This is a genomic window from Paraburkholderia phytofirmans (genome assembly GCF_046028095.1).
GTDB classification, from domain to species: Bacteria; Pseudomonadota; Gammaproteobacteria; order Burkholderiales; family Burkholderiaceae; genus Paraburkholderia; species Paraburkholderia phytofirmans_A.
Genome location: NZ_JAQQDJ010000005.1, coordinates 139,033 through 158,961, shown reverse-complemented (window position 1 = coordinate 158,961; position 19,929 = coordinate 139,033). Strand labels below are relative to the sequence as shown.

Here is a 19,929-nt window from a genome sequence, read left to right as displayed (position 1 = left end):
GGGCGCGAATGCCGGGTCGTCTGTGTTGATTGCCTAATCCTATGAGTGGCTGGATTTTCCAATAGGGCGGTGGCACAGTGCAATCTGCTTAGCCATTGGGGACGAGGCCCGCAATGAAGCACAAACATCAAGATCCGGGCGCGCGCCAGCGCATGGTGGCCTTGCTCGAAAATCTCGCGCCGCTCGAAGGCTACAACCTCACCGTCCTGCCCGACGTGCGTTTTCTGCGCTCGAACCGGCCGCTCAGCCGCACACCGGTGCTGTACGACCCGGGCGTTGTGATCGTCTGCCAGGGACGCAAGCGGGGCTTTCTCGGCGAGACGGTCTATGTGTACGACGCGCAGCACTATCTGGCGGTTTCGGTGCCGGTGCCGTTCTCAATGGAAACCGAAGCAAGCGAGGCCGAGCCCTTGCTCGCCATCTATTTCCGCCTCGACTTCAAAGTAGCCGCCGATCTGATGCTGCAGCTCGACGAGCGCGACGCGGGCGTGCCGGCCGAACCGCGCGGCATGATGTCGACGCCGCTCGACGCGAAGCTGAGCGCGACCGTGTTGCGCTTTCTGGAAGCGATGAGCGTGCCGTTGGAAGCGGAGCTGCTAGGCCCGACGCTGGTGCGCGAAATCTACTTCCACGTGCTGACCGGCGAGCAGGGCGGATCGATGCGCGCCGCGCTGACCGCGCAAGGCCAGTTCGCCCGGATCGCCAAAGTGATCCGCAAGATTCACGCGTGTTATCGCGAACCGCTCGACATCGGGCAGCTCGCGCTGGAAGCGAACATGAGCGTGCCCAGCTTCCACTCGCACTTCAAGGCGGTGACGCGTACGTCGCCGATGCAATATCTGAAGTCGACGCGGCTTCATCAGGCGCGCTTGCTGATGGTGAGAAACGAGGTGACGGCGGCGCACGCGTGCGTGCAGGTGGGCTATGAAAGCGCCTCGCAATTCAGCCGCGAATTCAAGCGCCTGTTCGGCCGCAGTCCGGTCGAAGAGGCCGAGCGAATGCGCAAATCCTTCGCCGTGCCGCCGCCCGCGCCGGGGTCGATTTTCGTCGCGTCGCACTGAGTGGTGCATGAGCGGGGCATGAGCAGGGCATGGAGCGGCGCTGGCCTGGTGCCCACGGCGCAAAGTGTGCCTGTCCGTTCCATCGAGCCGCCGATACGCTTTGAACCCATGCTAAAAATACTCGGCAAGTCCTCGTCCATTAACGTCCGCAAAGTCCTTTGGACCTGCGCGGAACTCGCGCTGCCATTCGAACAGGAAGACTGGGGCTCCGGGTTTCGCGCGACCGGCGTGCCGGAATTTCTCGCGCTGAACCCTAATGCGATGGTCCCCGTCATCCAGGACGGCGAGTTCGTGCTGTGGGAGTCCAACTCGATCATCCGCTATCTGGCCGGCCGCTATCACGGCGAGTGGTTATATCCGGTTGACCCATGCGAGCGCGCCCGCTGCGATCAATGGATCGACTGGCAGGCGAGCGAGTTGAACCGTTCCTGGAGTTACGCGTTTCTGGCGCTGGTCCGGCATTCACCGGCGCACCAGGACCCGCCGCAGATCGAGCAGTCGTGCGCGAACTGGGCGAGGCATATGGCCATGATCGAAGGCCAGTTGCAAAAGACCGGCGCGTTCATCGCCGGAGACGTGTTTTCGCTCGCGGACATTCCGCTCGCGCTGTCCATCAACCGCTGGCTGGAAACGCCGCTGCAACATGGCGATTTGCCAGCGGTCGACGCGTATATGGCGCGTCTCGCCGCGCGCGAAGGCTACCGGATGTATTGCCGCAACGGTACGCCGTAACGCTTGCGCAAACACCCGCGCGGCTTACAACAATCCGTACGCGATGCTTACGGATTCCCGCCCATGCACGCGCTGATGCGCGGCGCGCGGCGACTCGCCTACAATGGCCACTTTTGCGACATCGATTGAAGGTTCCACGATGCGGGTATCGAAAGTTGCGCTGGCGTTGCTGGCCGCGTGTTTCACTCTGAATGCGAGCGCCGAGATGACGGCCGCGCAGTACAAACAATGGGCGCATGCCGATAACAACTCGGTCTACGCGGCGTACATCACCGGCACGATCAACGCGTTCGGCTGGGCGAACGGCGAACTGGTGTCGAAGAAGAAGCCGCCGCTCTTCTGTCCGCCGCAAAATCTCGCCATCGGCAACCAGAACGTTTATCCGTTGCTCGACGCGTTTTTTACCAACCATCCGGGTCTGTCCGACGATTTTCCGATCGGCCTTGCGATTCTCCGCGTGCTTCAAGCCGCGTTTCCCTGCTGAGGTGTGGCGCGACCGCGTAATGGGCGCGGTCCGCGCGGTTCAAGCCGCCGTCAGCGCGCCGCGCTCGTCGTTCTTCGCGTAGCCGTTCTCCACGCCCGGCAGAATCTCCACGATGTCGAAGTAGCGGTCCCAGAACGGCGTCTCGCGCAAGGCTTCGACCATGCGTTCATACGCGTGATGACTCGTTGCGTGCCACACCCAGATATCGGTGACGCGCGCCGAATAAAACTCGATGTCGTAGTAGCTCAGGCTGATCTCGTCGGCGTGATGCTTCAGGATCGGCTCGACGTGCGCGGCCAGCTGGCGGGCGCGATCGTCGGCGGGCATGGCGAGCCATTCCGGCCGCGTTTTGACGAGCATGAAGACGGTCAGTACGGATTCTTTCGCAGATGAAGTCATGAGGTTCGGTTCCTGTTGAATGTTCGGGCGCGTTGAGGCTGATGCGGTTTTCACGAAAACAGGAATAGAATACGAGCGAACACTCACATTTAAAACTCGCATTCCCGACATGGCCAAATCCGCTTCCACGCAGCATCTGAAGCCCCGTAAAGCGCCGCTTCAGCGGCGTTCGGCGCAAACCGTCGAGACCGTGCTCGAAGCGGCGGCTCGCATTCTGGAGACGCGCGGACTCGAGGGCTACACGACCAACGCGGTCGCCGAGCGGGCCGGCGTCAGCATCGGCTCGCTCTATCAATACTTTCCGAATCGCGATGCGTTGACGGTGGCGTTGATCGAACGCGAAACGGCGCAACTGGTGGCGGACATCGAGGCGGCGGCGTTACTGGAGAACTCGCGCGACAGCGTGCAAGCGATGGTGCACGCGTCCGTCGCGCATCAGATGCGCAGGCCGGTGCTCGCGCGCATCATCGATATGGAGGAGCGCCGCCTGCCGGTGGACGAGCGCAATCAGCGCATCGCCGAAACGATTCATGCGGCGCTGGTCAGCGCGCTGACGGAGAAGACGCAGGCGCCCGAACTGGACGACGTGGATCGGGTCGCGCGCGATCTGCTGGCGATCGTGCGCGGCATGGTCGACCAGGCGGGTGAGCGCGACGAGCGTGACGCCGCCGCGCTGGAAGTGCGCGTGATGCGCGCGGTGGACGGCTACGTGGCGCAGTCGAGAAGGGTGGACGGCAGCAAAGCGCCATAGCCGGCGCGCGGCCTGATGCGGGGCCACTCGAGGCCCCGCCATTCATCAAACCATCAAACCTGCACGAGCTTCGGAATCTGCACGTCCGGATTGACGTCCGCTTCGTAATCCACGCCCGCGATCTCGAAGCCGAACAACCGCAGGAAATCTGTCTTGTAGCCGCTGAAGTCGGTGAGTTCGTAGATATTCTCGTTGGTCACCTGGGTCCACAGTTCCTGCACGCGGTTCTGCACTTCGGGGTCGAGCTCCTTGTAGTCCGCGCGCAGACGGCCTTCTTCGTCGATGTGCGGCGCCGCGCCGTACAGGCTGTCCTTGTACAGGCCATAGACCTGCTCGATGCAGCCTTCGTGCGTGCCTTTCTCCTTCATGACCTTGAAGAGCAGCGACAGATACAGCGGCATCATCGGGATCGCCGAACTCGCTTGCGTGACGACCGCCTTAAGCACGGAGACGCGCGCGTCGCCGCCCTTGGCCGCGAGCTTCTCGCGAATGCCCAGCACCTTCTGGTCGAGGTCCTTCTTGGCCGCGCCGATCGAGCCGTTCCAGTAAATGTCGTGCGTGATCTTCTCGCCGAGATAGGTGAACGCCGTGGTCTTCGCGCCGTCCGCGAGCACGCCGGCTTCGAGCAGGGCGTCGATCCACATCTGCCAGTCTTCGCCGCCCATCACCGCGACGGTGTCGTCGATTTCTTTCTGGGTGGCGGGTTCGAGCACGGTTTCCTTGATGACTTCTTTGTCCGTGTCGATGCCGCGCAGATTGACGGCCTTGCCGACCGGCTTGAGCGTCGAGCTGAACACTTCGCCGCTCTTCGGATGCGTGCGCTTGGGCGCGGCGAGGCTGTAGACGACCAGGTCGACCTGACCCAGATCGCGCTTGATGACTTCGATGGTGCGCGCTTTGACTTCATCGGAGAACGCGTCGCCGTTGATGCTGGTCGCGTACAGGCCTTTTTCCGTGGCGAATTTCTCGAAGGCGGCGGTGTTGTACCAGCCGGCCGTGCCGGCCTTGGTTTCGCTGCCGGCGCGCTCGAAGAACACGCCGAGCGTGGCGGCGTCCGAGCCGAACGCCGCGCTGATGCGGGCGGCGAGGCCGTAGCCCGTGGATGCGCCGATCACGAGCACTTTCTTCGGGCCGTTGGCGATGGGGCCGCGCGCCTTGACGTAGTCGATCTGTTCGCGGACGTTGGCTTCGCAGCCGGTCGGATGGGTGGAAACGCAGATGAAGCCACGCACGCGCGGTTTGATGATCATGAAGCACCTCTTGTCGGAATTGGCGACATTATAGTGGGCCGCGTAGCGGGCCGCGATGGTTGCGGGCGCGCCGCGGCGGTTTGGCTTCGGGCAGCACTTAGGCCCCGCGCCGCGGGCAAAAAATCGGCCGCTGCCGCGCAACTTGGTAGGATTGCGCCTTTCCCGTCCGACGATTGGCTAGTGTGAAGCGCCTCATCCCCTCATTTCTGGCGGCCCTCGATAAAGGGCTGACCCTCGCCAACCCGCTCATCGCTCAAGCGCTGTGGCACCTGCGCCATCCTACGCGCCGTGGCGTGCTGAAGGCTTGCGCGGCGCTTCCGCTGCTGTTCGTGCTGTATGTGCTGATCCTGATTCCGTTTACACCGGGCATCGGCGATATCCGCAAGGCCAAGATCGAGCAGCCGGCGCAGATCCTGTCGGCGGACGGCAAGCTGCTGGCCGAATTCAAGCCGTCCAATCGCGAATGGGTCAAACTCAAGGACATCTCGCCGAACGTGGTGAATGCGTTGATCGCCACCGAAGACCACCGCTTCTACCAGCATTGGGGCCTCGACTGGCGGCGCACGGCCTCCGCCGCGCTGCATACGTTTTCCGGCGACCGGCAGGGCGGCTCGACTATCACGCAACAACTCGCCCGCAATCTCTATCCCGACGAAATCGGCCGCGCGCCGACGCTCACGCGCAAGCTGAAGGAAGCGATCACGGCCTTCAAGATCGAGGCGCTCTACAGCAAGGACGAGATTCTCGAGACGTATCTGAATACGGTGCCGTTCCTCTACAACGCCTATGGCATCGAGATGGCGGCGCGCACCTATTTCGACAAATCGGCTTCCGACCTGAATGTGCTGGAAAGCGCGACGCTCACGGGCATGCTCAAGGGCAACAGCTACTACAACCCGGTGCTGAACCCCGAACGGGCGCTGCAGCGGCGCAATACGGTGCTCGGCCAGCTGGTCAAGTACGGAAAACTGACGCCGGCCGCCTACGCGACGTTGAGCCGCCGGTCGCTGCGCATCGATTTCGAGCGCCAGACCGAGCCGCCCGGACCCGCGCCGCATTTCGCGCAGCAACTGCGCAAGTGGCTGGCGTCGTGGGCGGATCGCAACGACTACAACATGTACGCCGACGGGCTGGTGGTGCGCACCACCATCGATTCGCGTCTGCAGACCATGGCGACTCAGGCCGTGACCTTGCAGGGCAACCAGTTGCAGGGCATTGCCAATGCGGCGTGGGGCACCCGCGCGGGCTGTTCGAACGGCCGCGATCTGCTGCAGACCTTCCTGCGCGAAACGCCTGACTACCGCGTCGCCAAAGACGCCGGCCTGAGCGATGACGACGCGCTCAAGCGCGTCTCGTCCGACCGCGATCTCGTGAAGTCGGTATGCGAGTCCAAGACGCGCGTGCAGGCCGACTTTCTCGCGATGGACCCGCGCAACGGCCAGATCCGCGCGTGGGTGGGCAGCCGCGACTTCAGCCAGGACCCGTTCGACCATGTCCAGCAGGCGCGCCGCCAGCCGGGCTCGACCTTCAAGCCGTTCGTCTACGCGGCGGCTTTCGAGTCGGGCGCCAAGCCCGCCGATACCTTCGTCGACAAGCCTGTGGAAATTCCGCTGGCAGGCGGCGAAATCTGGCGTCCGAGCGACGAGGACGAGCCGAGCGAGCGCAAGATCAGCCTGCGCGACGGCCTTGCGTACTCGCGCAACCGCATCACCGCGCAAGTGATGGAGACGGTCGGACCGAACAAGGTCGCGAAACTGGCACGCGCGATGGGCGTGCGTGACAGCGAACTGGATCCGGTGCCGTCGCTCGCGCTCGGCACGAGCCCCGTCACGCTGAAGGAAATGGTTTCGGCCTACGGCACGATCGCCAACCTCGGCGGCTACGTGGAACCGGTGATGGTGACGCGCATCGAGAACCGCAAAGGCGAGGTGCTGGCCGAGTTCGCGCCGGTGTCGCCGAAACAGGAACTGCCCGCCGACACCGACCGCGTGCTGATCGACGTCATGCGCGACGTGGTGAACCGCGGCACGGGGTCGAGCATTCGCAGCCGCTTCGGCGTGCGCGGCGACGTCGCGGGCAAGACGGGTACGACGCAGGGCAACGCGGACGGCTGGTTCATCCTGATTCATCCGCAACTCGTGGCGGGCGCGTGGGTCGGCTTCAACGACAGCCGCGTGACCTTGCGCAGCGACTATTGGGGGCAGGGGGCGCACAGCGCGCTGCCGATCGTCGGCGATTTTTTCCAGCGCGCGCAGCGTTCGAGGCTGGTCGACAGCCGCGTCAAATTCGCAACCGACCAGGAGCCGGGCTGGTTCGCCGAACGCTCGGGCAGATTGCGCAATTGGTTCCAGAATCTGTTCGCGGGGTCGCCGGCTAAGCCGGAGGCGCCGGTTGTGCAGCGCGGGACGACGCGTCGGCCGCCGGCTGCTGTGCCCGAACAACCTGCGGTCGCGCCGTTGGCGTCGGCCTCGGTGGCCGAGCCGCGCGCAGTGCCGCAGCCGCCGATGCTGCCGGCGCCGGGTTCAGCGCCGGCGGCGGCGAGCGGGGCGGTCGATGGTGAAGCGCGCGGCGGCGGCGAACCGGCACTGGCGCCGACGCCCACGCCGGACGATGTGGTGCCGCCGGACGCGGGCAGTCCGGCTAACGCGTTGCCGGAGACGTCGGCGGGTGGGCGCGGGTCGCCGTGAGCGGTGTTGCGTAGCGCTGCGTGGCTGAGCCGAGGCAGCGCTTTTCGCTGGTGCGGCTCAACGCGCGCGGCGCATTCCACAAATGCGCCTGAGCCGCACATTAATTTTCATCAGCGCGGCCGGCCACAAGCCACGCTTTCTCATCGTCACGGCGACCTTTAGCGCTTCGCTTCGCCCGCACCCAGCCAGCGCCGCTACGACCCCGCCGCCTTGCCTGCCCCCGCCACCTCCGGATCCGAAAACCCCGCTGACGCCTCAAGCGCAGCATCGTGATGCAGCAACAGCACGGCCGCGACGCCGACGAGCCCCGCGCCCGACAGGCACAGCAAACCGGCGCCGAAGCCGCCGGTGCTGTCCTTGATCCAGCCCATCGCATACGGTCCGAAGAAACCCGCCAGATTGCCCAGAGAATTGATCGCGGCGATGCCGCCCGCCGCCGCCGCGCCCGACAGGAACGAGGCCGGCAAGGTCCAGATCACCGGCAGGCAGCCGAAGATGCCGAACCCGGCAATCGACAGCGCGATCATCTTCTGCACCGGATTGTCGAGCCCGGCGGCCGCCGCGATGCCGCCCGCCGCCACCAGCAGCGCAATCGCCACGTGGCGTTTGCGTTCGAGCTTGCGGTCCGAGTGCCGTCCCCAGAACACCATGCTGATCACGCCGACGATGTACGGCAGCGACGTCACGAAACCCGTCTGCAAGTTGGTGAGCCCAAACGCTTTGACGATCTGCGGCAGGAAGAAGCTCAGCCCGTAGTTGGTTGCATTCGCACCGAAATAGATGAGCGCGACCGCAAGCACGCGTGGATTGAACAACGCTTCTTTTACGCTGAACGTATGCACAGCTTCGCGATGCGCGCGCTCCTGCTTCTGGCGCGCGACCAGCCAGTCGCGTTCGTCGGCGGCGAGCCAGGTGGCGTCGGCGGGCTTGTCGGTGAGGTAGGAGAGCACGACGAACGCGAGCACCAGCGCGGGCGCGGCCTCGATCAGATAGACCCACTGCCAGCCGGCCAGTCCGGCGAAGCCGTCCATCGACAGCAAAGCGCCCGAAATCGGGCCGCCGATCACCGTGGACAGCGGAATCGCCGCCATGAAATAACCGACCACGCGACCGCGATACGCAGCAGGAAACCATAGCGTGAGCAGGAAGATGATGCCCGGAAAGAAACCCGCCTCGGCCACGCCGAGCAGAATCCGCAGGCCGTAGAACACGTGCGCGGCGGAGAGTCCCGTGAAGCGCGCAATATCTGGGATATACGCCATCGCACCCGCGAGAATGCCCCACGTGAACATGATCCGCGCGATCCAGCGGCGCGCGCCGAATTTCTCCAGCAGCAGATTAGATGGGACTTCGAAGAAAAAATACGCGATGAAGAAAATCCCGGCGCCGAAACCGAAAGCACTCGCGGACAGGCCGAGCGCCTTGTTCATCTGCAGTGCAGCAAAGCCGACGTTGACCCGGTCGAGATAGGCAATGAAATAACACAGGATCAGGAACGGCACGAGCCGAACCGTTACGCGTTTCATGGTGCGTGCTTCGAGCTCCATCGATGTCTCCTCCGGTTCAGCGTCCGGCTGGTTTAAATGATGTCGTTACAGACTAGACGCTGAAAACCGATTCCGGAAGATTTTTGCGCAGTGCTCAGGTCCATGGAACGTGAACCTTGTCGAGATTGCGGTCGAGCTGGTATGCCGCGCTGATCAGCGCGAGATGCGTCAGCGCCTGCGGAAAATTGCCGAGCGCTTCGCCGCTGGTGGCCACTTCCTCGGAAAACAGGCCGACGTGATTCGCGTACGCGAGCATCTTCTCGAACACGAGGCGGCCTTCGTCGACGCGTCCGGCGCGCGCCAGCGCTTCCGCATACCAGAACGAACAGGCGCTGAAGCCGCCTTCGATGCCGGGCAAACCGTCGAGCGTCGTGCCGCGCGTGTAGCGGAAGATCAGCGGATCCACTTTCAGTTCGCTGCCGATCGCGTCGAGCGTGCCGAGCCAGCGCGGATCGGTCGGACCGATGAAGCGCACGAGCGGCATCATCAACGCGGACGCATCGAGCCGTTGCGAATCCGGCGTCTGCACGAACGCGTTCAGTTCCTCGTTCCAGAAGTGCTCGTGGATATCGGCGTGGATTGCGTCGCGCGTGTCGAACCAGCGTTTGAGCGGCGCGGGCAGGGAACGCTTTTCCGCGAGACGTAGCGCGCGGTCCACCGTGACCCAGCACATCAGCCGCGAATGGAGCAGGGGCCGCAGGCCGTTGCGAAACTCCCAGATGCCGTGGTCCGGTTCGCGCCAGTGTTCGACTACGTAGTCAACCGTGCGCGTGACGTCGCGCCAGCCGTCGTGCGAGATCGCGGCGCCGTACTTGTTGTACAGATAGATCGCGTCGAGCAGCGCGCCGTACACGTCGAGCTGGACCTGATCGCGCGCGGCGTTGCCGACGAGCGGCACGCCCGCCACGCCGTTCTCGTTCGACAGCGCCGTGATTTCGGTTTCTTCCGGCGGCTCCTTGCCGTCGATGGTGTACATGACGTTCAGCGAGCCGTCCGAGTCGCATTGCCGGCTGCGTCCGGCGATCCATGTCATGAAGTGCCGCGCTTCGCCGGTATAGCCGAGACGCAGCAGCGCGTACACGGAGAACGCGGCGTCGCGAATCCACGTGTAGCGGTAGTCCCAGCGGCGCGAACCGTCGAGCGCTTCGGGAAGCCCGAAGGTCGGCGCGGCGACGATCGCGCCATGCTCGCTGGAACTCAGCAGCTTCAAGGTCAGCGCCGAGCGCATCACGACTTCGCGATAGCGGCCGCGATAAGTGGATTGCGCCGACCAGCTTTGCCAGTAGCGGATCGTATCGGTGAGCGCCGCTTCGCAATCGAACGATTTTTCGCGCAAGTCTTCGGCGTCGCCGAAAACGAAGCCCGCCGTCTCGCCATGGCTCAGCTCGAATTCCGCGTGCGCGGCGCCGTGGTCGAGCGCGAGCGGCAAGGTGCTGTTCAAACGCAGTCGCATGCCGCCTTCAATGCCAGCGTTCGCGGCGGCGAGAAAATTCACGCTGCCTTCCTTGTCGATCTGAGCCGTGTGTGCGCCGCGCGCATAGTCGAAGCGCGGCTCGCAACGCATCCTGAACGCCATGCGCCCATGCACGACCCGCACTACGCGGATCACGCAGTTGGGTAGCGGCGTGGCGCCGTCGGCGCCGCTGCCATCCTCGGGCACCGGCATGAAGTCCATCAGTTCGCACACGCCCTCGGGCGTCATGAAACGGGTCAGCAGGACATTGGTGTCGGGCAGATACATCTGCTTGACGTTGGCGCCTTCGAACGTGGGTTCGATCGAGAAAGCGCCGCCGCGCGACGGCTCGAGCAGGCCGGCAAAAATCGCCGGTGAGTCGATGCGCGGAAAGCACATGAAGTCGATCGAGCCGCGCAGCGAGACGAGCGCCGTGGTCTTCATGTTGCCGATCATGCCGCGCGCGTCGGTCGGCAGGGCGGGTCTCGGTGGAACAGGTCGTTGATCGGGCATGTCTGCACACTCCGTGAAGCGAGCCGCGATGCGCTCATACGAAACCCGTGAGCAATGTCCGTGCCGCGCCGTTCGAGCGGGCCGGGCGGCGATTGTTCGGACGCCGGCAACAGTGTTTTCGGATGGTGAGGCTGATCTCTGACGCGTGATTGCGGATAATTTCGCGATTGGTCAATCCGCAAAAATTGTGCAGGTGATACATGTTCAACACTGTCTCAGGCCGCATACCTGAACGGGACGAGGCACCCGGGGCGCTTGCGGCGCGAAACGCATTGTCGGGACGCGCCCGTGCCTTCATCGCGGCTGTGGCCGCGTGCGCGAGCCTCGTGGGCTGCGCCAGTTCCAGCGACGTGGTCGCCACCAGCAAAGCCAATACTTATACGGTCGCGGCCAGCGCGACAGGCGGACGCCTCGCGTGGGCCCGCGCGCATGAGCATGCGATGAGCGAGGCGCGCGATTACTGCGAGCGTCGCGGCATGCAGACCAGCGTGACGACGGAAACCGTTAGCGGCGTGCAAGGGCTGACGGAGCATGGGTCGTCGATGAGTTTTGAATGTCATCCGAAGTTTTAGGGGCAATGCCCGGCACAAAGCGAATGGCTCGACGACGCGTTGCTAGCGCACGCGAGAACGCGTGGCTGGGCAATCCCGCGCGCGAGCTGGCCTGAGCATGATCACTGCATGGCTAGCCATGTCGCTGCGTTTTCCACGACGGGACCCCAGTCGCCCTCGTGTGTCTGCCGCAGCACGGTCACGCCTTTCACCCACGGGCTGGCGGTTCCGTGGCGGCCCCAACGCCAGTCGCCGGAAGTGTTGAGCGGCACGCAAGTCGGTTTGCCCATCATCGCGGCAAGATTGGCGACGGCCGAGTCCACCGCGACCACCGCGTCCAACTCCCCGATGCACGCGGCGGTATCGTCGAAAAAATGGATGCCGGGCAGATAGCGGTCGACATCGCCGGCCGGTGCGCCGGCCGCGGCTTCGGTCACCGGGTGGTGCAGATTCACGAACCGTATCCGGTCGCTCAGGAAGGAGTCCGTCACGATCCGGTTCAGCGCCCCGAGCGGCAGGCTGCGGCGGGTAGCCCAGCACCGCATCGTGCTGCCGACGTGAGGCAGGTGTCGCTGATAGCAATCCCAGAACAGGCCGACCAACCGCTTTCCCGGATGTTGCTCGCGCAGTTGCCGAGCCCACTCCGCCGCAATCTGCTGTTCTGCATGCGGAGCCCGCATGTATGGCCGGAACCGGAACCCGGAGGGTTGCCGCGCGGCACTGAGAAGCGGCAGATGCAGCAGCGTCGCGTACAGATGCGGCGCGAACGCCTCCACGCGCAGCTGTACCGCGTCGGGCAGTGCACCGTGCGAGGCCGACGGACGTTTCGCGCTGACGACTTCGCACTCGGGCAGCGACGCCTGCATGAGCGCATGCGCCTGCGGGTCGCAAGTGATCATCACAGTCGCGCCGGCGGCCCGCCAGTCAGCCACGCAGGCCGCCAGCAGAAAGTTATCGCCGAAACCCAGCTGATGTGTGATGAGCACGCGTCGATCGCGCAGGTCGGATTCGCCGGCCCATTCAGCGACGCCAACCGGACGATAACTGGCTGCATCGCCGGATTCGTTGCGTTTGAGCCAGTGGGCGAAGCCACGCGTGTCTGCTGCCTTGAGCATCGCCTCGCCCAGAAGATGCCCGGCCGTCGCGACGATCCGCGGCGTCGCTGATGCAGAGCGCTGGCGCGCCTCGTCCAGTTGCGGGATCGCGCGTTCGAGATCGCCGGCCATCATCAGGCTATAGCCGAGTCGCAGCCGGGAGAGCGCGGGCTCGCTCGACATCGACGGATCATGCGCGCGTGTCTCGACCGCCTCGACGTGGCGGCCTTGCAGGTCCAATGCGCAAGCGCGCATCGCAAGAAAATCGGGGTGCTGCGCGCCGAGCGCCAGCGCCCGGTCTGCCCACGGAAGGAGTTCGTCCTCACGCGTGAGCGCGATCAGCGTGTCGCAGATCGCGCTCACGTTCGCAAGATCGTGCGGATCGTGCTCATGACGCGCATAGGCGGCGTGAAGCCGCTGTTCAAGTTCGATGGTGGTCGTCAAGTGCCGAACGCTCGGTAGTCATTGTTCACGAGCCTTTCGCAGAGCTCGACATACTGCAGGACAGCTTCGCCGGGCACCCCGGTTGCCAGCATGTTCTGCACGATCTGCTGCGGGCTCCAGAGACTCCGGTAGCGGTCATACATCACCTTCATGCAGGCGAATTTGCGCAGGTTGCAGTAAGCCATGAGCAATTGCATGACCTCGCTGGAGGCGAAGGTCCGGACGTCGAGCGCGCCGACCATTCCCATCATCGTGTCGTCGTCGACATGCCGCCACATGTTGAACGCGGCATGAAAACCGAATGTCGGGCTGTCAGGGCGGCCGTGCTCACAAGCAAACCGGGACGCGACATGCGCAGGCGCAAAACGGATACCGTACTCTGCTTCGAGCAACGGCCGATAGGCCCGGCAGATCAGGTCGTCTTCGTTCACGTCAGGCAGAAATCGCTACAACATATCGGGAGACGACAAGGACGCGCATTGTACGACCCGAGCTCGAGCATACCTTGTCAAATGTGTGGAGCCGCTGCGGCATCGGTTCGCATGCCGATGACATTCCCGTTTCGGGGAAGCAGGGGCTGAAAAGCCCCCGCGCCGGTCTGGGTGCCGGCTCATCCGGTCACGCCAATTCCATCACTTCTTATCGAATGTAACCAGGTTCTTGTCTTTCGTATCAGCCACGAAAATCGCCAGCAACTTCGCGGGTTCCGTATCGCTCGCGTTTTCGCTCACGGTGTGATGCACGCCGGGCTTCTCGGTCCAGTGCTCACCTGCATGGTAGACGCGTTCTTCGCCGTTGTTCACGCGGCTGCGGATCGCCCCCGACAGCACGTAGCCGACCACGAAAGCCTGGCCGTGCCGATGCGGCGTCGACTTGCCGCCGGGTGCATACTCGACGACGAGCGCCGTCATCGTCTTGCCCGGCACGTTGGCGATCGCCTCGGTGAACGCGGGCGTGATCGTTTCGTGCGGCGCGTCTGCGTCAGCGGCGAATGCGGACTGTGCAGTCCCGAGAACGGAGAGGCTGGCGAACGTGGCCGTCGCGATCAGTGTGCGGATTTTCATGCTGTGACTCCTGACAAAACGTTAAAGGTTTCCTTGCTCGATTCCGCTGACGACGACGCCCAGCTCGACGCCACCGCGTCCAGTTCGGCACGCGCGCGGTGAAGCGCTTCAGTACGCGCCTCGGGATTGGCAAACTGCAGCGGCTGGGCATCGACAAAGGTCGGCTCGGCCACGCCGAGAAAGCCGAACGCGGCCTTCAGCGAAGGCGTCAGCGCATCCATGCCTTCATAAGGTGAACCCGCGCGCAAATCCGCGCCGCGGCTCGTGATGAACAGCACCTTCTGACGTGAAAGCTGACCGACCACGCGGCCGTCGTCCGCATTCACATAGGTCAGGCCAGTACGCGTGATGCTGTCGATAAACGCCTTGAACGCGGAGGGCATCGACCAGTTGTACATGGGCATGGCGAAGACAAACGCATCGGCGTCGAGCAGGCGCTGGCACAACGCATCCGAACCGGCCAGCGTCGCCTTCATGGCAGGCGTGCGATCCTGCGCGGCCGTGTACGTGGCGATGGCGAAAGCCTCGTCGACGTGCGGCGGGGTGTCGATCGTGACATCCAGATAATCGACTTCGAACTGCGCGCCTTCTTCGCGCAGGCGTTCCAGAAAATAGCGGCTCAATGCGCGGGAGTTGGATCGCTCGCGCTTCGCGCTGGCGTCGACGTGCATGATCTTCATGATTTCCGTCCTTCCGTGAGGCTGGGTGGTTTAGCTTGGGAGCAGATTAAATGCTCGAATGGCTTTGTGAAATGACCGATTTCCGGTAATTCAAGGTGACCACTTGGCCAGCCTCCAGTAGGCGGCACGGAGCGGACTAGCGCATAAAAATGAAACAGTCATATGCCGGAAGCGACCCTTGAGAATATCTGACTTTGCAGATAAAGTTAAACGCACTGAACAAGGGGGCACGAATGGACCACTACACGCCGGAAAGTTTCAGCCTGACGCTGAGCGTGGGTTTCTCGATCAACAAGGCACGCAACCTGTTGATCAACGAAATGGACGCGGCGCTGAAGGATCTGGACATCACCAGTCAGCAGATGGGCATTCTGCTGTCCATGCGCCGGGGCATCGCCACCACGCCGTTGGAATTGTCGCGGCTGCTCGGCATCGACACTGGCCTGATGACGCGCATGCTCGACAAGCTGGAGATCAAGGGCTTGCTGGAACGCTCGCGCAGCATCGAAGACCGCCGTGTCGTCAACCTGAAGCTGACGAAAGAGGGCGAGGCCATCGCCGCGCAGCTTCCGGAGATCGCGCCGGTGGTGCTGAACCGCCGTCTGAAGAAATTCACGAAAGCCGAATTCGAGGAGTTGCGCCGTCTGCTGAACAAGTTTCTCGCAGAGTAGGCGAGGCCGGCCAAACAGGCTGCGAACGCTCGCGGCATTTTTTTCAACCTTTTATCTGACAAGTCAGACAATGAAACCACAGTTAATTCCACGGATAGCCGGCTCGCGGATCGCGAAGACCGGCGTGACGGTGATCTTCGCGGCCGTACTGTCCGCCTGCGCGAATTACGCCGGTATCTCGAGCGACAAGCAGATGGCGCAGCCGCAGACCTACGCGACTCAGCAAAGCATTCCGCAGGACAACGGCCATTGGCCGGCCGCCGATTGGGCGGATCAGTTCGGCGACGCGCAACTGAAGGCCTTGCTCGCTGAAGCGTTGAAGGGCAATCCGTCGGTCGAGCAGGCCCGCGCTCGCGTCGCCGCGGCCGCCGCGTACAGCGACACGGCGAAGGCCAGCACCCTGCCGAAAGTCGGCACGGACTATTCGCTGACGCGCCAGCAGTATTCGGGCACGGCGCTCGTGCCGCCGCCGTACGGCGGTTCGTGGCAAACGGAGAACAAGGGCTTGCTGTCCGCGTCCTACGATCTCGATCTGTGGGGCAAAAATCGCGAAGCGCTGAAAGCCTCGCTGTCGCAGCTGCAGGCGACCCAGGCGGACGAGGAAGTCGTCAAGCTGTCCCTCACGTCGGCTACAGCCCGCGACTACAACCAGCTTGCGCGGCTCTACACATTGCGTGACATCGCGCAGGAAGAAATCACGCAGCGCGAACAGATCGACCGCATTACCGCCGGTCGCATTGCAACGGGCCTCGACACGCAAGTGGAACGCAAGACGGCGCAGGCGAATCTCGCCACCAGCCGCGCGACGCTGGCTGCGATCGACGGCAGCATCGTCACGACGCGCTATCAGTTGGCCGCCTTGCTCGGCGCCGGACCGGACCGCGGTCTCGCCATCGCGCGCCCGACACTCGGCGTGGGCGACGAAGTGCGCCTGCCCGACAACCTGCCGGCCGATCTGGTGAGCCGCCGCCCGGACCTGGTCGCGGCGAAATGGCGTGTCGACGCGCTCACGCACGACGTCAAGGAAGCCAAGGCCGAGTTCTATCCCGACATCAACCTGAGCGCCGCGATCGGTCTGGACGCGTTCGGATTCGGCCGTTTCCTGACGGCGGCGAGCCGGACGGCGTCGGTCGGCCCGGCGATTCATCTGCCGATTTTCGACGGCGGTCAATTGCGCGCGCAATTGAAAGGGCGTTACGCCGATTTCGACTACGCCGTCGCCACGTATAACCAGACGCTGGTCACCGCCTTGTCCGAAGTCGCGACGCAGCTCGCGCAAATCCGTTCGACGGACGAGCAGCTCGCCGACGCACAAGCCGCCCAGGAAGCCGCCCGCGGCGCCGATCAGTTAGCGCTCGTGCAATACAAGGCCGGCCTCACGAATCAGTTGACGGTGCTGAACGCCGATACCACGGCGCTCGCCGCCGACCAGCAGGTCGCGAATCTGAAGATGAACCGGCGCGACCAGCAGATCGCGCTGGCCGCGGCGCTCGGCGGCGGTTATGTCGATAACGCCGCCTCCGTCGCCAGCAGCGGCGCCGCCGTTCCAGCCGCTTCCGCCAATCCCGTCGTCGCCGCCGCGCGTTAAAGCGCCATCGCGACACTTTGCCAATCTGTCAGGACCCACATCATGAGCGACACGATCAAAACCAGCCGCACGACGGCGGAAGCGGACAAACCCCTGCAAACGCAGGCCCCCGCGAAGCGCAAACTGCTGCTTTCCCTGCTGGCCGCCACCGTCGTGCTGGCCGGCGCGGGCTACGGCGCGTACTACTACACGAGCGGGCGCTACTACCAATCCACCGACGACGCCTACGTGAGCGGCAACCTCGTGCAACTGACGCCGCAAGTGAGCGGCACGGTGGTCGCGGTCAACGCCGACGACACGCAGATCGTCAAGCAGGGCGCGCCGATCGTCACTTTGGATAACGCCGACGCGAAGGTCGCGCTGTCGAACGCGGAAGCGACGCTCGGCCAGACCGTGCGCCAGGTGAGCGGCCTCTATGTGAACAACGATTTCTACGCGGCGACCGTCGCGCAACGTCAGTCGGATCTGGCCCGCGCCAACGACGACCTGAAGCGCCGTCAGGCAGTGGCCGAAACGGGCGCGGTGTCCGGCGAGGACATCGCTCATGCGCGCGACGCCGTCAGCTCCGCGCAGGCCGCGCTCGACGCCGCGCGTCAGCAGGCCGAGGCCAACCATGCGCTGACCGACCGCACGTCGATCGAACAGCACCCGAACGTGCAGGCCGCGGCCTCGAAAGTGCGCGACGCCTACCTGAGCTACGCGCGCAACACCTTGCCCGCGCCCGTGACCGGCTACGTCGCGCGCCGTTCGGTGCAGGTCGGCCAGCGCGTGGCGCCGGGCACCCCGTTGATGGCGATCGTGCCGCTCGACGGCGTGTGGGTCGACGCGAACTTCAAGGAAGGCCAACTGCGGCACATGCGCATCGGCCAACCCGTCACGCTCACCGCGGACGTATACGGTTCGAGCGTCAAGTATCACGGCCGGGTCGAGGGCTTCTCTGCGGGCACGGGCGCGGCCTTCGCCACGCTGCCCGCGCAGAACGCCACCGGCAACTGGATCAAGGTCGTGCAGCGTCTGCCTGCGCGGATCCTGCTCGACCAGAATGAACTGAACGCGCACCCGCTGCGCATTGGCCTGTCGATGGATGTGGAAGTGGACACGCACGATGAAACCGGCGCTCAACTCGGCGCGGCGATCAACACCTCGTATCACACCGACGTATTCGCGCGCTACGGCGACGAAGCCGACGCGGAGATCGCCCGGATCATCGAGCAGAACATGCCGGCGAAGCACGAGGTGGCCGCAAGCCCCACGCAGAAAAATACCCCACGCAAGGCCGGTTGAATCCGTGACCACCGAGCGCCTTTTTTTCGCGCATTTAACTGATAAGTCAGATAGTTTTGCCTTCCTCGACAGGTGATGAAATGAATGGATCGACGCAGCCCGCCACGCTGCCGCCGCTGACCGGCGGCAAGCTGGTGCTGGCGACGCTTGCCGTGGCGCTCGCCACGTTTATGAACGTGCTGGACTCATCGATCGCGAACGTGGCGATCCCGACGATTGCCGGCAATCTCGGCGTCTCGGTGGACGAGGGCACGTGGGTGATCACGCTGTTCGCCGCCGCCAACGCCATCGCGATTCCGCTGACCGGCTGGCTCGTGCAGCGTGTCGGGCAGATCAAGCTGTTCGTCTGGGCGATTCTGTTGTTCGTGCTGTCGTCATGGCTGTGCGGAATCGCGCCGAATCTGCCGGTGCTGCTCGCCGCGCGGATTCTGCAAGGCGCGGTGGCGGGTCCGTTGATCCCGCTGTCGCAAGCCATTCTGCTCGGCTCGTATCCGAAAGAGAAATCCGCGACCGCGCTCGCCTTGTGGGCGATGACCGCAACTGTCGGCCCGATTGCCGGCCCGGCGCTCGGCGGCTGGATTACCGACAGCTACTCGTGGTCATGGATTTTCTACATCAACATTCCGGTGGGCCTCTTCGCAGCCGGCGTGACGTGGGCGATCTATCGCACCCGCGAAACCCCGACGAAGAGCTTGCCGATCGACAAGGTGGGCCTGCTTTCGTTGATCGCATGGGTCGGTTCGTTGCAGATCATGCTCGACAAGGGCAAGGATCTCGACTGGTTCAACTCGCCGGTGATCATCGCCCTGACCGTATTCGCGGCGATCAGCTTCGCGTTCTTCGTGATCTGGGAGTTGACGGAAAAGAATCCGATCGTCGATTTGCGCCTGTTCGGCAAGCGCAATTTCCTTGGCGGCACGATCGCGATTTCGGTGGCGTACGCGGTGTTTTTCTCCAACCTCGTGCTGTTGCCGCAGTGGATGCAGGAGTATCTGAACTACCGTTCCGTCGATGCCGGTCTGGCCACCGCACCGCTTGGCATCTTCGCCGTCATTCTCGCGCCGGTCATGGCGAAGATCATGCCGAAGTCCGATGCGCGGGTTCTGGCGACGCTGGCTTTCGTCGGTTTTGCCGGCGTGTTCTTCATGCGCTCGAACTACACCACCGGTGTGGACACGTGGACGCTGGTCTTGCCGACGCTGTTGCAAGGTATTCCGACGGCGCTCTTCTTCGTGCCGCTGACCGCGATCATTCTGTCCGGCCTTGCGCCCGACCGGATTCCGGCCGCGGCCGGCCTGTCGAACTTCGCGCGGGTGTTCGCCGGCGCGGTGGGCACGTCGCTGGCCTCGACGGGATGGAACGACCGGACGATCCTGCATCACTCGCAACTGGCCGAGCAGACGAGCGTGAACAATCCGACTTACACGGCCGCGCTGGATGCGCTGCAAACTACTTTGGGCGGCAGTCACGCCCAGGCGATGGCCTTCTTCGAACGCTCGATGAACACTCAGGCGGCCATGCTCGGACTGAACGATATTTTCTGGCTGTCGGCGGTGATCTTCGTATTGATCATCCCGCTGATCTGGGTGACGAAACCGGATCGCTCCAGTTCGGCCGCGGCGGCGGGAGCGGGTGGTCATTGAAGGAAGCACAGGCGGCGAGCGGCATGGTTACCC

The 19,929-nt window shown here is 64.0% G+C and carries 18 protein-coding genes; 10 read left to right on the top strand and 8 right to left on the bottom strand.

Annotation, left to right across the window (positions count from 1 at the left end; all coding sequences use genetic code 11):
- The first annotated feature begins 113 nt into the window (after positions 1-113).
- The 3 genes from PQR54_RS16565 to PQR54_RS16555 all read left to right on the top strand — a co-directional run bounded on the left by PQR54_RS16565 (position 114) and on the right by PQR54_RS16555 (position 2,277).
- Positions 114-1,061 carry an AraC family transcriptional regulator gene (locus PQR54_RS16565; RefSeq protein ID WP_408247470.1) on the top strand — a complete coding sequence of 316 codons (948 nt, stop codon included), beginning with the start codon at positions 114-116 and terminating at the stop codon, positions 1,059-1,061.
- Positions 1,062-1,169: 108 nt separating this feature from the next.
- Positions 1,170-1,793 carry a glutathione S-transferase family protein gene (locus PQR54_RS16560; RefSeq protein WP_408247468.1) on the top strand — a complete coding sequence of 208 codons (624 nt, stop codon included), beginning with the start codon at positions 1,170-1,172 and terminating at the stop codon, positions 1,791-1,793.
- Between the two features lie 139 nt (positions 1,794-1,932).
- The gene (locus PQR54_RS16555; RefSeq protein WP_408247466.1) at positions 1,933-2,277 is read left to right on the top strand and encodes a hypothetical protein; all 345 of its coding nucleotides are present in this window, start codon (positions 1,933-1,935) and stop codon (positions 2,275-2,277) included.
- Positions 2,278-2,316: 39 nt separating this feature from the next.
- Here PQR54_RS16555 and PQR54_RS16550 read toward each other — a convergent pair whose 3' ends face one another.
- A complete protein-coding gene (locus tag PQR54_RS16550) occupies positions 2,317-2,676 on the bottom strand; it encodes a darcynin family protein (RefSeq protein WP_408247464.1) in 360 nt (119 codons plus the stop codon).
- A 109-nt stretch (positions 2,677-2,785) separates the two neighbouring features.
- Between PQR54_RS16550 and PQR54_RS16545 the strand changes: the two genes are divergently transcribed.
- Positions 2,786-3,427 carry a TetR/AcrR family transcriptional regulator gene (locus tag PQR54_RS16545; RefSeq protein ID WP_408247462.1) on the top strand — a complete coding sequence of 214 codons (642 nt, stop codon included), beginning with the start codon at positions 2,786-2,788 and terminating at the stop codon, positions 3,425-3,427.
- Between the two features lie 53 nt (positions 3,428-3,480).
- Here PQR54_RS16545 and fabV read toward each other — a convergent pair whose 3' ends face one another.
- The gene (fabV, locus tag PQR54_RS16540) at positions 3,481-4,677 is read right to left on the bottom strand and encodes an enoyl-ACP reductase FabV (protein ID WP_408247459.1); all 1,197 of its coding nucleotides are present in this window, start codon (positions 4,675-4,677) and stop codon (positions 3,481-3,483) included.
- A 182-nt stretch (positions 4,678-4,859) separates the two neighbouring features.
- On the opposite strand from fabV, the gene PQR54_RS16535 reads away from it, so the two are divergent.
- Positions 4,860-7,364 (top strand): penicillin-binding protein 1A, encoded by a 2,505-nt coding sequence (locus PQR54_RS16535; protein WP_408247457.1) that lies wholly within the window; start codon positions 4,860-4,862, stop codon positions 7,362-7,364.
- A 194-nt stretch (positions 7,365-7,558) separates the two neighbouring features.
- On the opposite strand, the gene PQR54_RS16530 is transcribed toward PQR54_RS16535, so the two are convergent.
- Both PQR54_RS16530 and PQR54_RS16525 read right to left on the bottom strand, forming a co-directional pair.
- The gene (locus tag PQR54_RS16530) at positions 7,559-8,911 is read right to left on the bottom strand and encodes an MFS transporter (protein WP_408247455.1); all 1,353 of its coding nucleotides are present in this window, start codon (positions 8,909-8,911) and stop codon (positions 7,559-7,561) included.
- Between the two features lie 94 nt (positions 8,912-9,005).
- Positions 9,006-10,877: a glycoside hydrolase family 15 protein gene (locus tag PQR54_RS16525; RefSeq protein ID WP_408247452.1), complete on the bottom strand. Its 1,872-nt coding sequence runs from the start codon at positions 10,875-10,877 to the stop codon at positions 9,006-9,008.
- A 200-nt stretch (positions 10,878-11,077) separates the two neighbouring features.
- Here PQR54_RS16525 and PQR54_RS16520 point away from each other — a divergent pair, with 200 nt between their 5' ends.
- Positions 11,078-11,449: a hypothetical protein gene (locus PQR54_RS16520; RefSeq protein ID WP_408247450.1), complete on the top strand. Its 372-nt coding sequence runs from the start codon at positions 11,078-11,080 to the stop codon at positions 11,447-11,449.
- 101 nt (positions 11,450-11,550) lie between these two features.
- Here the strand turns inward: PQR54_RS16520 and PQR54_RS16515 are convergent, their stop codons facing one another.
- From PQR54_RS16515 to PQR54_RS16500, 4 genes are all read right to left on the bottom strand, one after another.
- Positions 11,551-12,966, bottom strand: coding sequence for a tetratricopeptide repeat protein (locus PQR54_RS16515; protein ID WP_408247448.1), 1,416 nt, complete (start codon positions 12,964-12,966; stop codon positions 11,551-11,553).
- Positions 12,963-13,397, bottom strand: a complete 435-nt coding sequence (locus tag PQR54_RS16510; RefSeq protein ID WP_408247446.1) for a hypothetical protein — start codon at positions 13,395-13,397, stop codon at positions 12,963-12,965. The genes PQR54_RS16515 and PQR54_RS16510 overlap by 4 nt, the downstream gene beginning before the upstream one ends.
- A 201-nt stretch (positions 13,398-13,598) precedes the next feature.
- Entirely contained in the window at positions 13,599-14,030 is a 432-nt protein-coding gene (locus PQR54_RS16505; RefSeq protein ID WP_408247444.1) for a cupin domain-containing protein, read from the bottom strand.
- Positions 14,027-14,710, bottom strand: a complete 684-nt coding sequence (locus tag PQR54_RS16500) for an FMN-dependent NADH-azoreductase (protein ID WP_408247442.1) — start codon at positions 14,708-14,710, stop codon at positions 14,027-14,029. The genes PQR54_RS16505 and PQR54_RS16500 overlap by 4 nt, the downstream gene beginning before the upstream one ends.
- Positions 14,711-14,943: 233 nt before the next feature.
- Here PQR54_RS16500 and PQR54_RS16495 point away from each other — a divergent pair, with 233 nt between their 5' ends.
- The 4 genes from PQR54_RS16495 (at position 14,944) to PQR54_RS16480 (ending at position 19,896) form a co-directional block, all read left to right on the top strand.
- The gene (locus tag PQR54_RS16495; RefSeq protein WP_408247440.1) at positions 14,944-15,381 is read left to right on the top strand and encodes a MarR family winged helix-turn-helix transcriptional regulator; all 438 of its coding nucleotides are present in this window, start codon (positions 14,944-14,946) and stop codon (positions 15,379-15,381) included.
- A 70-nt stretch (positions 15,382-15,451) separates the two neighbouring features.
- Positions 15,452-16,969, top strand: coding sequence for an efflux transporter outer membrane subunit (locus PQR54_RS16490; protein WP_408247438.1), 1,518 nt, complete (start codon positions 15,452-15,454; stop codon positions 16,967-16,969).
- A 42-nt stretch (positions 16,970-17,011) separates the two neighbouring features.
- Positions 17,012-18,253: an HlyD family secretion protein gene (locus PQR54_RS16485; RefSeq protein ID WP_408247436.1), complete on the top strand. Its 1,242-nt coding sequence runs from the start codon at positions 17,012-17,014 to the stop codon at positions 18,251-18,253.
- 80 nt (positions 18,254-18,333) lie between these two features.
- The gene (locus PQR54_RS16480; RefSeq protein ID WP_408247434.1) at positions 18,334-19,896 is read left to right on the top strand and encodes a DHA2 family efflux MFS transporter permease subunit; all 1,563 of its coding nucleotides are present in this window, start codon (positions 18,334-18,336) and stop codon (positions 19,894-19,896) included.
- Positions 19,897-19,929 lie beyond the last annotated feature (33 nt).

Coding starts and splice junctions, on each gene's coding strand:
- PQR54_RS16565 (WP_408247470.1), top strand. CDS start 114: ATGAAGCACAAACATCAAGATCCGGGCGCGCGCCAGCGCATGGTGGCC.
- PQR54_RS16560 (WP_408247468.1), top strand. CDS start 1,170: ATGCTAAAAATACTCGGCAAGTCCTCGTCCATTAACGTCCGCAAAGTC.
- PQR54_RS16555 (WP_408247466.1), top strand. CDS start 1,933: ATGCGGGTATCGAAAGTTGCGCTGGCGTTGCTGGCCGCGTGTTTCACT.
- PQR54_RS16550 (WP_408247464.1), bottom strand. CDS start 2,676: ATGACTTCATCTGCGAAAGAATCCGTACTGACCGTCTTCATGCTCGTC.
- PQR54_RS16545 (WP_408247462.1), top strand. CDS start 2,786: ATGGCCAAATCCGCTTCCACGCAGCATCTGAAGCCCCGTAAAGCGCCG.
- fabV (WP_408247459.1), bottom strand. CDS start 4,677: ATGATCATCAAACCGCGCGTGCGTGGCTTCATCTGCGTTTCCACCCAT.
- PQR54_RS16530 (WP_408247455.1), bottom strand. CDS start 8,911: ATGGAGCTCGAAGCACGCACCATGAAACGCGTAACGGTTCGGCTCGTG.
- PQR54_RS16525 (WP_408247452.1), bottom strand. CDS start 10,877: ATGCCCGATCAACGACCTGTTCCACCGAGACCCGCCCTGCCGACCGAC.
- PQR54_RS16520 (WP_408247450.1), top strand. CDS start 11,078: ATGTTCAACACTGTCTCAGGCCGCATACCTGAACGGGACGAGGCACCC.
- PQR54_RS16505 (WP_408247444.1), bottom strand. CDS start 14,030: ATGAAAATCCGCACACTGATCGCGACGGCCACGTTCGCCAGCCTCTCC.
- PQR54_RS16500 (WP_408247442.1), bottom strand. CDS start 14,710: ATGAAGATCATGCACGTCGACGCCAGCGCGAAGCGCGAGCGATCCAAC.
- PQR54_RS16495 (WP_408247440.1), top strand. CDS start 14,944: ATGGACCACTACACGCCGGAAAGTTTCAGCCTGACGCTGAGCGTGGGT.
- PQR54_RS16490 (WP_408247438.1), top strand. CDS start 15,452: ATGAAACCACAGTTAATTCCACGGATAGCCGGCTCGCGGATCGCGAAG.
- PQR54_RS16485 (WP_408247436.1), top strand. CDS start 17,012: ATGAGCGACACGATCAAAACCAGCCGCACGACGGCGGAAGCGGACAAA.
- PQR54_RS16480 (WP_408247434.1), top strand. CDS start 18,334: ATGAATGGATCGACGCAGCCCGCCACGCTGCCGCCGCTGACCGGCGGC.